11 protein-coding genes are annotated in these 12,671 nt (G+C 41.1%); 10 read left to right on the top strand and 1 reads right to left on the bottom strand.

All coding sequences use genetic code 11. The features are described from left to right. Window positions 1-177: 177 nt before the first annotated feature. The 8 genes from NSS70_RS13880 (at window position 178) to spo0A (ending at window position 9,750) form a co-directional block, all read left to right on the top strand. On the top strand, window positions 178-798 hold the full coding sequence (locus tag NSS70_RS13880) for a hypothetical protein (protein WP_066247695.1): 621 nt from the start codon (window positions 178-180) through the stop codon (window positions 796-798). Between the two features lie 10 nt (window positions 799-808). After that, window positions 809-2,710, top strand: coding sequence for a 1-deoxy-D-xylulose-5-phosphate synthase (gene dxs, locus NSS70_RS13875; protein ID WP_063388130.1), 1,902 nt, complete (start codon window positions 809-811; stop codon window positions 2,708-2,710). Next, the gene (locus NSS70_RS13870) at window positions 2,703-3,536 is read left to right on the top strand and encodes a TlyA family RNA methyltransferase (protein WP_063388131.1); all 834 of its coding nucleotides are present in this window, start codon (window positions 2,703-2,705) and stop codon (window positions 3,534-3,536) included. Before dxs ends, NSS70_RS13870 begins: the two co-directional genes overlap by 8 nt. 67 nt (window positions 3,537-3,603) lie before the next feature. After that, window positions 3,604-4,053 carry a transcriptional regulator AhrC/ArgR gene (ahrC, locus tag NSS70_RS13865; protein WP_063388132.1) on the top strand — a complete coding sequence of 150 codons (450 nt, stop codon included), beginning with the start codon at window positions 3,604-3,606 and terminating at the stop codon, window positions 4,051-4,053. A 21-nt stretch (window positions 4,054-4,074) separates the two neighbouring features. Next, window positions 4,075-5,799, top strand: a complete 1,725-nt coding sequence (gene recN / locus NSS70_RS13860) for a DNA repair protein RecN (RefSeq protein WP_311066313.1) — start codon at window positions 4,075-4,077, stop codon at window positions 5,797-5,799. A gap of 115 nt (window positions 5,800-5,914) precedes the next feature. Further along, complete coding sequence (gene spoIVB, locus NSS70_RS13855; protein WP_311066312.1) at window positions 5,915-7,204, top strand: SpoIVB peptidase; 1,290 nt, start codon at window positions 5,915-5,917, stop codon at window positions 7,202-7,204. A gap of 367 nt (window positions 7,205-7,571) precedes the next feature. After that, a complete protein-coding gene (locus tag NSS70_RS13850; RefSeq protein WP_063388773.1) occupies window positions 7,572-8,753 on the top strand; it encodes an IS701 family transposase in 1,182 nt (393 codons plus the stop codon). Window positions 8,754-8,955: 202 nt separating this feature from the next. Next, a complete protein-coding gene (gene spo0A / locus NSS70_RS13845; protein WP_063388135.1) occupies window positions 8,956-9,750 on the top strand; it encodes a sporulation transcription factor Spo0A in 795 nt (264 codons plus the stop codon). A gap of 20 nt (window positions 9,751-9,770) precedes the next feature. On the opposite strand, the gene NSS70_RS13840 is transcribed toward spo0A, so the two are convergent. Then, window positions 9,771-10,019: a DUF2627 domain-containing protein gene (locus tag NSS70_RS13840; protein WP_063388136.1), complete on the bottom strand. Its 249-nt coding sequence runs from the start codon at window positions 10,017-10,019 to the stop codon at window positions 9,771-9,773. A gap of 211 nt (window positions 10,020-10,230) precedes the next feature. On the opposite strand from NSS70_RS13840, the gene lpdA reads away from it, so the two are divergent. Together lpdA and NSS70_RS13830 are read left to right on the top strand one after the other, a co-directional pair. After that, the gene (gene lpdA, locus NSS70_RS13835) at window positions 10,231-11,652 is read left to right on the top strand and encodes a dihydrolipoyl dehydrogenase (protein WP_063388137.1); all 1,422 of its coding nucleotides are present in this window, start codon (window positions 10,231-10,233) and stop codon (window positions 11,650-11,652) included. Between the two features lie 17 nt (window positions 11,653-11,669). After that, window positions 11,670-12,662 carry a thiamine pyrophosphate-dependent dehydrogenase E1 component subunit alpha gene (locus NSS70_RS13830; protein WP_063388138.1) on the top strand — a complete coding sequence of 331 codons (993 nt, stop codon included), beginning with the start codon at window positions 11,670-11,672 and terminating at the stop codon, window positions 12,660-12,662. Window positions 12,663-12,671 lie beyond the last annotated feature (9 nt).

Genomic DNA, 12,671 nt, shown 5'->3' with positions numbered 1-12,671 from the left:
TCTAGCGTTTGGCGACAGCGCTAAGTCAGGTTTAAAGGGAAACCGCCGGGGCGGCAACGCCTGGTACTTGACTGGGAAAACCTACTGGACCTAAGCCGTAATGTTTACTCTATATATGACCACTCCATTTCGTTATATATAGTTTTTACATAGAAATCAGGTGTTATGCATTTCATGATGAAAGAGCTAATTCGATATTCAATACGATGGAGTTTAGGAATTGCCGTTATCACATTCGTGTTAGCGGCTCTTTTTTCAATTGTATCAACTGTTCTCCTGGAAGGCGTCGGATGGGCTGCCGGTATGATGATCGTTTTTGTGATCGTTTTAATCGGCATTTTTTTTGATATGCTCGGCATTGCTGCCACATCAGCAGATGAGGTTCCGTTTCATGCGATGGCGTCAAAGCGTGTGAGCGGTGCCAAGCATGCCATTCAAATTATCCGAAATGCCGATCGCTTTTCGAACTTTTGCAACGATGTTATTGGCGATATTTCCGGCATAATCAGCGGAACAGCCTCGGCTGTTGTCGTAGTGCAGCTGGCGGTGACGTTTGCCGACCGTCAAACTTCGGCGCTTGAGTTTACGATTTCAATCGTATTCACAAGCATTGTAGCTGCTCTTACTGTCGGAGGAAAAGCGTTTGGAAAGGCGTTTGCAATCCGTTTTTCAACTCCGATTATTTTTTATGTCGGAAAGATATTTTATTTTTTTGAAAAAAGATTTAATATTGTTTTGATGAAAGAGAAAAAAGGAAAGAATCATAAAAAAGCAAGCATATCTAAAAAGCGAAAGTGAGTGATCCGTTTTGGATCTATTGTCCATCGAAAATCCAAAATTTCTGAAAAAGTTTTCAATAAAAGAACTGGAGCAATTGAGCGCGGAAATTCGCCAATTTTTAATTGAAAAGCTGTCAGTGACCGGCGGACATATTGGACCAAATTTAGGAGTAGTTGAGCTGACAATATCTTTACATAAAATGTTTGACAGCCCGAAAGATAAATTTATTTGGGATGTAGGTCACCAGGCGTACGTTCATAAAATTTTGACAGGCAGGGCGAAAGAGTTTGATACGTTGAGGCAGTATAAAGGATTGTCCGGTTTTCCGAAGCGTTCAGAAAGCGAGCACGATGTTTGGGAAACGGGGCACAGTTCAACTTCACTTTCTGCGGCAATGGGAATGGTTATTGCCCGCGATTTAAAAGGAACGGATGAATATATTGTGCCGATTATCGGCGACGGTGCTTTAACCGGAGGCATGGCGCTTGAAGCATTGAATCACATCGGCCATGAACAAAAGGATATTATTGTTGTGTTAAACGATAATGAAATGTCTATTGCTCCAAACGTCGGTGCTCTTCATCATATACTTGGAAGATTAAGAACAACAGGCAAATATCACTGGGTAAAAGAAGAGTTGGAATACTTGTTGAAAAAAATTCCAGCTGTCGGAGGAAAGCTTGCCTCAACAGCAGAACGGCTTAAAGACAGTCTGAAATATTTATTCGTTTCGGGCATGTTTTTTGAGGAGCTTGGCTTTACCTATTTTGGACCGATTGACGGACATGATTTTCAGGCATTGATGGAAAACATTAGTTATGCCAAAAAAACAAAAGGCCCTGTTTTGCTGCATGTTATCACGAAAAAAGGAAAGGGCTATTTGCCTGCCGAAAAAGACAAGGTTGGAACATGGCATGGAACAGGCCCGTATAAAATTGAAACAGGCGATTTTGTTAAACCGAAAATATCGGCTCCGTCTTGGAGTGAATTAGTAAGTGAAACAGTTCGAAAATTAGCGAGAAACGATGAAAGAATTGTTGCAATTACACCAGCCATGCCGGTTGGTTCGAAACTTGAAAAATTCCGAGAAGAATTTCCGGACAGAATGTTTGATGTCGGTATTGCCGAGCAGCATGCGGTGACGCTTGCAGGAGGACTTGCTGCTGCCAATATGAAGCCGTTTTTGGCAATCTATTCAACCTTTTTGCAGCGCGGTTATGACCAAATGGTTCATGACATTTGCCGACAAAACTTAAATGTGTTTTTCGGAATTGACCGCGCAGGACTCGTCGGAGCTGACGGAGAAACCCATCAGGGAGTATTTGACATCGCTTTTTTGCGCCATATACCAAACATTGTATTAATGATGGCGAAAGACGAAAATGAAGGACAGCATATGGTTTATACGGCTCTGAAGTACGATGAAGGGCCGATCGCTCTTCGCTATCCGAGAGGAACAGGATTGGGTGTGCCTCTTGATCCTGAGCTGAAAGAAATTCCGATCGGTACGTGGGAAGTTCTTTTACAAGGTAAAGATGCTGTCATTTTAACATTTGGAACGACGATTAAAATGGCATTGGATGCAGCGAAAGCACTTGCCAAAAATAATGTTTCCGTTCGAGTCGTCAATGCCCGCTTTTTAAAGCCGCTTGATGAGAAAATGCTTCTTGAGATTTTCAACGAAGGAATACCGATTTTAACAGTAGAGGAAGCAGTTCTTGAAGGCGGTTTTGGCAGCTCGGTATTAGAATTTGCTGAAAAGCATGGCTTTACAAATCTTACAATGAAAAGAATGGGAATTCCAGATCGCTTTATCGAGCATGGAAGCGTGGAAAAACTGTTAGAAGAGATTGGATTAACAAAAGAAGGAATAATCAAAAATGTGCTCGAAGTAATACCAAAAAAAGAAAAAGGAATCAAATATGGGTAAAAAGGAACGTTTAGATGTATTGCTTGTAGAAAGAGGACTTGCAGAAACGAGAGAAAAAGCAAAAAGGGCCGTTATGGCCGGGCTTGTTTATTCAAATGAAAAACGATTGGATAAGCCTGGCGAAAAAATTGATCGCGACATCCCGTTAACTGTAAAGGGAGATGCGATCCCTTATGTTTCAAGAGGCGGTTTAAAGCTGGAAAAGGCGTTGAAACAATTTGAAATCAGTGTGGCAGGAAAAATTATGGTAGATGTCGGCTCTTCTACGGGAGGATTTACCGACTGCGCCTTGCAGAACGGCGCAAAATTATGTTATGCGGTGGATGTCGGGTATAATCAATTGGATTGGAAGCTGCGTCAAGATGAACGTGTCATCGTGATGGAACGGACAAACTTCCGTTATGTAAAGCCGGAGGATTTTCAAAAGGGGCTTCCGGAATTTGCTACCATTGATGTATCGTTTATCTCTTTAAAATTGATCCTCCCTGTTTTAAAAACCATTTTGGTGCCCACTGGTGAATGCGTCGCGCTAATTAAGCCGCAATTTGAAGCAGGAAAAGAAAAAGTCGGGAAAAAAGGAATTGTGAAGGATGCTCGGGTTCATGAGGAAGTTTTGCATGACATAACGGCCTTTGCAATCAGTGAAGGATTTGATTGCTTACATTTATCGTACTCTCCGATCACTGGCAGCAACGGGAATATAGAGTTTTTGCTCCATTTGTATTGGGGAGGGGCAAAAGAAAAAGGTGACATAAAATTTACGGAAACAATTGAAGAAATTGTGAAAAACGCTCATTCCACGTTAAAAATAAAGAGACAGGGATAACGAATACAAGTTATTCCTGTTTTTCTATGAGATATCATAACAGGAAAGAGAATAGGGGTGGTCGCTAATGACAAAAGGACAGCGTCTTATTAAAATTAGAGAGCTTGTCACAAATTACGAAATCGAAACGCAGGATGAACTAGTTGAAATGCTGAAAAATTTAGGTTTTAATGTCACCCAAGCAACCGTATCCCGCGACATCAAAGAGCTCCATTTAGTGAAGGTTCCGACATCTGATGGACGTTATAAATACAGCCTGCCCGCAGATCAGCGCTTCAATCCCCATCAAAAGCTGAAAAGAGCATTGATGGATGCATTTGTTAAAATCGATTCTGCCGGACATTTGCTTGTGATGAAAACAATGCCGGGAAATGCTCATGCAATCGGTGCATTAATTGATAATTTGGACTGGGAAGAAATATTAGGGACAATTTGCGGCGATGACACGATTTTAATTATATGCAGGAAGAATGAAGACACCAAAACGTTGACGGAAAAATTTTTGGACATGCTTTAACAAGTTTGGGGTGAAAATGCGATGTTAGCGGAATTGTCGATTAAAAATTTTGCCATTATTGAATCCCTATCTCTTTCTTTTGAAAAAGGGCTGACAGTGCTGACGGGAGAAACAGGTGCTGGGAAATCGATCATTATTGATGCAATATCTCTTCTTGTAGGAGGACGCGGTTCTTCTGAATTTGTCCGAGCCGGTGAAAAGCGCGCTGAATTGGAAGGGTTGTTTATATTGGAAGAAGAGGACCATCCGTGCTTGAAAAAGTGCCATGAATTAGGAATAGATGCTAGTGAAGGCATGATTGTTTTAAACCGGAATATCTCCGCTAACGGAAAAAGCATTTGCAGAATTAATGGAAAGCTTGTCACAATCGGAATTCTCCGGGATATTGGGAGCACATTAGTCGATATACACGGACAGCACGATCATCAAGAGCTGATGGACGAGCAAAAGCATCTTCATCTTCTCGACGAATATGGCGGCGAAGAAGTGAAAAAAGCAAAGGATGCATACGTAAAGCTTTATAAAAAATACGCGGACTTAACAAAGCGGTTAAAAGCCCTTTCAGAAAATGAGCAGCAGATGGCGCATCGATTGGATTTATTGAAGTTTCAATTAAAGGAAATTGACGATGCCGATTTAAAAATGGATGAAGATATAAAGCTTCAGGAAGAACGGCAGGAAATGTTAAATTTTGAAAAAATTTATGAAGCCTTGAAAAATAGCTATGAATCGCTGCAGGGAGAGCAGCGCGGGCTTGATTTTTTACGACTTGCCATGAATCATTTAGAAGAAGCAGCAGAATTTAATAAACAGTTAAAAGAAATGTCCGAAACGCTGTCGAACAGTTTTTACGTTGTAGAGGATTTAACATTTCAGCTTAGAAATGAATTAGAACGCATGGAATTTAATCCTGATCGGTTAAATATGATAGAGGACCGCCTCCATGTCATTCATCGGTTAAAACGAAAGTACGGGCAAACAATCAAAGACATTTTGCAATATAGAGATGAAATTGAAAAAGAGATCGATACGATTGAAAACCGTGATAGCCATATTCAAACGCTTAGAAATGAGCTTAAATCTGTCGTCGAAGAACTGCTGACAAAATCCCAACATTTAACAGCAATAAGAAAAAAATACGCAAACAAGCTAACCGCTCAAATCACATCTGAATTAAAACAGCTGTACATGGATAAAACTACATTTAAGGTTCAATTTTCGCAGAAAGAGGCCCAAGATTCCGCTTTGATCGATGGAATTCCAGCGAAATTTGGAAGTGACGGCATGGATTTTGTGGAATTTTACATTTCCACCAATCCAGGCGAACCTCTTAAGCCTCTTGCGAAAATTGCTTCCGGCGGGGAATTATCAAGAATCATGCTTGCCTTAAAAACGATTTTTTCCAAGCATCAAGGAATTACTTCCATCATATTTGACGAGGTGGATACTGGTGTAAGCGGCCGTGTCGCCCAAGCGATCGGAGAAAAAATTTATCAGGTGTCGATTAACTCTCAAGTGCTATGCATCACGCATCTTCCTCAAGTTGCAGCGATGGCTGACAACCATCTATTAATTGCTAAGGAAGTAAGCAAAGAGGGAAGAACGAAAACAAAGGTTCTTCCGCTTTCTGAAAAAGAAAAAATTGCAGAAATCGGCCGGATGATTGCTGGAGCGGAAGTGACGGAATTGTCGAAGCAGCATGCAAAAGAGCTGTTGGATCTGGCTATATCGGTGAAATCCTCCTAGCGGAAATAATTTCTTTAAGAAAAAGTTATAAATGGCCTCGCTCAAGGAAAAATTATTAGATGTAGCCATGTGAAATAGTCATATGGTGTGGGTTAGGAGCGAGGAGAGTGAAGAAATGACTTTAGAATACATCAGAAAAATAATTGGTACGATTCTCCTTGTTTCTTTAATCAGTTTAGGCTTTTCAAAAGAGGTGCGACAATATTTACACATTCCGAAAACAATCACCATTTTTGAACATGACGTTTATACAATAGAAAAAAATGTTATTCCAGCTCAAGCTCAAGTTCAGGATGTTCAGAACGCTTTAAAAGTGTCGGAAAGCGGGGACGAATTGCTGCTAAAAGGCACGAAATCTGGAGATGGACAAATTCTCTATGAAATAAAAGGCATGCCGGTTAAAAACGTGAATGTCAAAGTTCTCCCGGAATTAAAGGTAATTCCTGGAGGCCAATCGATCGGTGTTAAGTTAAATACACTTGGTGTTTTAGTAGTCGGCTTTCACCAAATTGAAACTGAAGCCGGAAAAAAATCACCGGGTGAATCGGCAGGTGTAGAAGTCGGCGATATGATAACAAAAATTAATGGGACAAAAATAGAAAAAATGAGTGATATTATTCCATTTATACAAGAAGCAGGAAGAACAGGCCGCCCTTTAGCGATCGAAGTAAAACGCAACAACAAAGTTCTCAACACGAAATTGACACCAGTCAAAGACAAAAGCGACAAAACGTATCGTATCGGTCTCTATATACGGGATTCTGCAGCAGGCATTGGAACGATGACGTTTTATGATCCGAAATCAAAAAAATACGGTGCTCTTGGTCACGTTATATCAGATATGGATACAAAAAAACCGATTGTGGTTGAAAATGGAAAAATTGTCCGCTCAACGGTAACGTCGATTGAAAAAGGAAGAGGCGGAAGTCCAGGTGAAAAATTAGCAAGATTTTCAGAAAAACATGAAGTGATCGGCTCTATTTCAAAAAACAGTCCATTCGGCATATTTGGCAGGCTGAATCAAGAAGTGAAAAACGGAATTATGGACAAACCGATACCAGTTGCTTTCTCACATCAAGTAAAAGAAGGTCCTGCAAAAATTTTAACAGTGGTAGATCAAAATAAAGTGGAAGCATTTGATGTGGAAATTGTCAGTACAGTGAATCAAAAGTTTCCTGCAACAAAAGGCATGGTCATAAAAGTGACAGATAAGGAGTTGCTTAAGAAAACAGGAGGCATTGTTCAAGGAATGAGCGGCAGTCCAATCATTCAAGATGGAAAACTGGTTGGCGCTGTGACTCATGTATTTGTCAATGATCCGACATCTGGTTACGGTGTTCACATTGAATGGATGCTGCAAGATGCAGGGATTAGTATTGACGAAAAGCAGCAAAAAGCGAGTTAACGTACTCGCTTTTTCTTATTACATGATGCAGTGCTCTGACATAAATCCTTTTGCGAAAAACGTCACGTTCACATAAAGGAATTTTATGAAGTGTGCTGTTTGTTTAAAAGCAAGGGAAGTGTACTGGTTGAATCAAAGCGAAAATTTATGTATAAATTTATTTAATTCGACATACATATTTATTACAAAAACGCTGTTTATGTTTGTTAGAGGAGAATTTTGGTTGAAATCGAAAACTTTATTCATAACTGTAGATGAGCAAATTCACTAACATAAATTTACATCCGAACAAAAAAGGAGACATGAACCCGATTCCTTGATTAGAATAGATGTGTCACCAAACCATTCTCAAGGAGGTTCATGTCTCATGAATAGACTACCACATCACCAAGGAATCGACAAGTTTTTCGCAATGTTGGGGCTGGCCCTTTATTTCTCTAAGCCGGTCATGAAGCATCTCGTTCATATTATCGATGCGCTGACAACGAAAGGATTTGTGGGAACCTTGACCGATCTGCATCATGAGAGCTTTCATCCCAACCATCGAACGACACTGAGCCATTTTTTCACGAAAAGCCCTTGGGATGAAGAAATCTTGCTTCGCAAACTCCAGCAGTGGATGCTTCGTCATGTGGAACGAACGGCCAAGCGAAAGAATCACCCCATTTTTGTTTCGATCGATGATACGATCTGCCGAAAAACGAAGCCTTCGTCACAGGCGAAACACGCTATTGAAGGGTGTAATTGGCATTATTCTCACGCGGACAAAAAGTCGATTTGGGGACACTCTCTCGTCTGGCTCATGGTTCATACGATGACGCAAGCCTTTCCCTTTGCGTTTCGCCTCTACGACAAGGCGGATGGGAAAAGCAAGGGTCAATGGGCCATCGAGATGCTTTCTTCTTTGGATGTGCACGGTTCTGTTTATGTGCTGATGGATTCTTGGTACCCATCGAAAACACTCGTGGAAGCCTGCCTGAAAAAAGGATTCCACGTCATTGCGATGCTCAAGACGAATCGGGTTCTTTATCCAAAAGGCATCGCCATCCAAGCCAAACAGTTTGCCCGCTATATCGAACCGAACGACACCCATCTCGTCACGGTGGGAGAAGAGCGTTATCGCGTGTATCGCTACGAGGGAGCGCTGAAAGGTCTCGATGATGCCGTTGTGTTGTTGGCTTGGAAAGCCGATCAGCCGATGACACCTGAACATCTTCACTGCGTCTTGAGCACCGACCGGGAGCTAAGCGATGAAGAGATCTTGCGCTACTATGCCCAGCGTTGGTCGATCGAATGCTTTTTTCGACAAGCGAAAGACCAGCTGAAGCTCGATGGGTACCGCGTTCGTCAACGTCGGGCGGTGAAACGGTATTGGATCTTGGTGCAACTCGCTTATGTGTACAGTATGGTCGAATCCAACAGCGATTTCTCTACCGGGCTTGACTTCCTTCGAAAGAAGAAAGGACATAGCCTCGTGGAGTTTATTTACGATGCAGCGAAACAAGATATTCCCATTGATGTCGTTAAAAAACAGCTTCATGTGGCATAAGGGGTACTCCGTTTGTCTCTTTTTACATGGTAATTATTGTAATGAAAATTGCTCAACTACAGTCATAATAAGAAGAACTTTGAAAAAACACATAATTTTTCACTTTTTTTAAAAAAGGAAAAGGATTCTCTGTAAAGTTGTCGAAAATATCTTGTAGATCAAACAATGTATAATTTTGTAAAGAGGATTGGGAGGAGTGCGTGTGGAAAAAATTAAAGTATGTATTGTTGATGATAATCGAGAGCTTGTTGCCCTTTTGGATGAATATTTATCCAGCCAGGAGGATATGGAAGTAATCGGCGTTGCTTACAATGGTCAGGAATGTTTAAATATTTTGAATGAAAAAAGCCCGGACGTCCTTGTTTTGGATATCATTATGCCCCATTTAGATGGATTAGCAGTACTGCAAAAGCTCAAGGAGCTAAACAAAGCGAAAAAGCCGAACGTAATCATGTTAACTGCTTTTGGCCAGGAGGATGTAACGAAAAAAGCGGTCGACCTAGGGGCTGCTTATTTTATTTTAAAACCGTTCGATATGGAACAGCTGGCTGGAAATATTCGTCAAGTGAGTGGAAAGCCTTCGCCTCTAATGAAAAATATATCTTTACATAAATCTGGCTCTGCTGTTTCTGAAAATAAAAATGACAATCTAGACGCTAGTATTACAAGCATTATTCATGAAATCGGGGTTCCTGCGCACATCAAAGGATATTTATATTTAAGAGAAGCGATTTCCATGGTTTATAATGATATCGAGCTGTTAGGATCGATTACAAAAGTGCTTTATCCAGATATTGCGAAAAAATTTAACACAACGGCAAGCCGTGTGGAACGTGCTATCCGCCATGCTATTGAAGTAGCATGGAGCCGCGGCAACATTGAATCTATCTCATCGCTGTTTGGCTACACAGTCAGCATGTCAAAAGCCAAACCGACGAACTCGGAATTTATTGCAATGGTGGCAGATAAATTGAGATTGGAGCATAAGGCCTCCTGAAAAAAAAGTAACCGCTGAGCCTAACGGCGGTTACTTTTTTTCTGAAAACGCGGCTGAACTCGATTGCGTTTTCTATCTCTATGCAAAATAAATCCTCCTATAAAGAACAATCCTGCTAGGAAAAATAATAAACCCATTAAAAATTGCAGCCATAAGTAAGGAAACGGGGGCTGTAAAATGCCAAAAAGCATGTCTCTCATTAATTTAATTCCGTAAACCGCCAGGATCCCTGGAATCACCATAATCAACAATGCAATAAGCCTTATCATTTGACTTTATATCCCTTTCTGTTAAAATAGAGCGAATCAATTTCATTTTTACGATCATATTACAATTTGTCAATACAAATAAACATGTTATGATGAAGATATGCCATTTTATTAACGATGAATGGACAAGGAGCATACGTCTTTTCTATATAAATATTTTTAAAAATCGGTTTTTTAGCATACATAGAAGAGATGAAGGAAGGAGAGTTTCATGGCCAAAGAATATGATGTAGTGATTTTAGGAGGAGGAACGGCAGGATATGTTACAGCGATCCGGGCATCCCAGCTCGGAATGAAAACAGCTATTGTTGAAAAATCAAAGCTTGGAGGGACCTGTTTGCATTCGGGCTGCATCCCGAGCAAAGTTTTATTGCGAAGCGCTGAAATATTTGCTCAATCAAAAAAAAGCAGCGACTTTGGAATCGAGCTGTCCAATGTTCAAGTCAATTTTGATAAAGTGCAGGAGCGGAAGGAAAAGATAGTTTCTCAACTTTATCAAGGGGTCAGGCAATTAGTCAAAAAGGGAAAGATCGATGTGTTTCATGGCATCGGACGAATTTTAGGTGCGTCCATCTTTTCTCCGCAGCCAGGAACAGTTTCTGTAGAGATGGAAAACGGGGAGGAAAACCAAATTTTACTTCCGAAATACGTTATTATTGCAACTGGATCGCGCCCTCGTGAATTGCCTGGATTAACGATTGACGGCGAGACTATTTTGACGTCAGATGAAGCATTGCAATTACAACGCCTTCCTTCATCTATGATCATTGTGGGCGGCGGAGTGATTGGAATGGAATGGGCATCTATGCTCTCTGATTTCGGAGTTGAAGTCACGATCCTTGAAATGGCGGATCGAATTTTGCCGTCAGAAGATATTGAAATAAGTAAAGAAATGGAACGGCTAATGAGGAAAAAAGGAGTCCGCATTTTTACGAATATATCGATTTTGCCTGAAAAAACAGAAATACAAAACGGAATCACAGTGTTCATCGAACAGGATGGACAAGAAATCAGTTTGCACAGTGAAAAACTGCTGTTGTCAATAGGGAGAAAAGGGAACACAGAAGGAATTGGATTGGAAAATACCGAAATTGAAATCCATAATGGCTATATTGTGACAAACGAGTTTTATCAAACAAAGGAATCAAACATCTATGCAGTCGGTGATGTCATCGGCGGTCTTCAGCTTGCCCATGTCGCATCGCAAGAAGGAATACGCGCCGTAGAACATATTGCAGGAGAGAATGTTTTGCCAATTGACTACAAAAAAGTCCCTAAATGTATTTATTCGAATCCTGCAGCTGCAAGTATCGGTTTAACAGAACAAGAAGCGAGGGAAAAAGGCTATACCATCAAAATCGGAAAATTTCCTTTTCAAGGAGTTGGAAAAGCGCTCATTTATGGAGAACCGCAAGGGTTTGTCAAAATTGTCGCAGATGAAAAGACCGATGATCTTTTAGGAATTCATATTATCGGACCAAATGCAACAGAGCTGATTTCTGAAGGAAGTTTAGCAAGCTTTCTCGATGCAAGCTCTTGGGAACTCTCCCGTACGATTCATGCCCATCCAACATTGTCAGAAGGGATAATGGAAGCGGCTCTTGCGGTAAATGGCAAAGCAATACATATATAAGCTAGGGAGGTCTTGTCATGCCCAAAAATCGTCATCAGTCTTTAGGTTTAACGGATCAGGACGTATTAAACATGTATGAAACGATGCTTCTTGCAAGAAAAGTGGACGAACGGATGTGGCTTTTAAACCGAGCAGGAAAAATCCCATTTGTCATCTCATGTCAAGGGCATGAAGGCGCTCAAGTTGGTGCAGCCTTTGCCTTGGACAAAACAAAGGATTATATCTTGCCTTACTACCGTGATGTAGGCGTTGTCCTGCACTTTGGAATGACCGTGAAAGAATTAATGCTATCAGCATTTGCAAAAGCGGAAGACCCGAATTCCGGGGGCAGGCAAATGCCAGGACATTTCGGCCAAAAGAAAAATCGGATTGTAACTGGTTCATCCCCTGTTACAACTCAAGTTCCTCATGCAGCTGGGATCGCCTTAGCAGGAAAAATCGATAAAAAGGATTTTGTCACATTTGTTTCCTTTGGGGAAGGATCATCGAACCAAGGAGATTTTCATGAAGGGGCGAATTTTGCTGGAGTACATAAATTACCTGTCATTTTGATGTGTGAAAATAACCAATACGCCATCAGCGTTCCGATTCAAAAGCAATTAGCTTGCGAAAAAGTGTCAGACAGAGCAGCAGGGTACGGCATGCACGGGGTGACTGTAGATGGAAACGATCCTCTTGAAGTGTATAAAGTTGTGAAGGAAGCGAGAGAAAGAGCTGTCCGAGGAGAGGGACCGACATTGGTTGAAACGCTTGTGCACCGCCTTACACCCCATTCGAGCGATGATGATGATCGGAGCTACCGGACAAAAGAAGAAATCGAAGAAGCTAAGAAAAAAGATCCGATTTATACGTTTGCATCCTATTTAAAAGAAATTGGATTGTTAACAGAGGAATTGGAACAAAATATGCAGACGAAAATTGCAAGCATAATCGATGAAGCAACTGATTATGCAGAAAATGCGCCTTATGCGGCTCCGGAACATGCACTGAAACATGTGTATGGAAACTGAAGGAGGAAA

It is taken from the genome of Aeribacillus sp. FSL K6-2848 (genome assembly GCF_038004325.1).
In the GTDB taxonomy this organism is placed as follows: Bacteria; Bacillota; Bacilli; order Bacillales; family Aeribacillaceae; genus Aeribacillus; species Aeribacillus composti.
The sequence above is the reverse complement of the archived record's forward strand: the minus strand, read 5'-3'. Positions and strand labels throughout refer to the sequence as shown.

Coding starts and splice junctions, on each gene's coding strand:
- recN (WP_311066313.1), top strand. CDS start 4,075: ATGTTAGCGGAATTGTCGATTAAAAATTTTGCCATTATTGAATCCCTA.
- NSS70_RS13880 (WP_066247695.1), top strand. CDS start 178: ATGAAAGAGCTAATTCGATATTCAATACGATGGAGTTTAGGAATTGCC.
- NSS70_RS13870 (WP_063388131.1), top strand. CDS start 2,703: ATGGGTAAAAAGGAACGTTTAGATGTATTGCTTGTAGAAAGAGGACTT.
- NSS70_RS13850 (WP_063388773.1), top strand. CDS start 7,572: ATGAATAGACTACCACATCACCAAGGAATCGACAAGTTTTTCGCAATG.
- spoIVB (WP_311066312.1), top strand. CDS start 5,915: ATGACTTTAGAATACATCAGAAAAATAATTGGTACGATTCTCCTTGTT.
- NSS70_RS13830 (WP_063388138.1), top strand. CDS start 11,670: ATGCCCAAAAATCGTCATCAGTCTTTAGGTTTAACGGATCAGGACGTA.
- lpdA (WP_063388137.1), top strand. CDS start 10,231: ATGGCCAAAGAATATGATGTAGTGATTTTAGGAGGAGGAACGGCAGGA.
- ahrC (WP_063388132.1), top strand. CDS start 3,604: ATGACAAAAGGACAGCGTCTTATTAAAATTAGAGAGCTTGTCACAAAT.
- NSS70_RS13840 (WP_063388136.1), bottom strand. CDS start 10,019: ATGATAAGGCTTATTGCATTGTTGATTATGGTGATTCCAGGGATCCTG.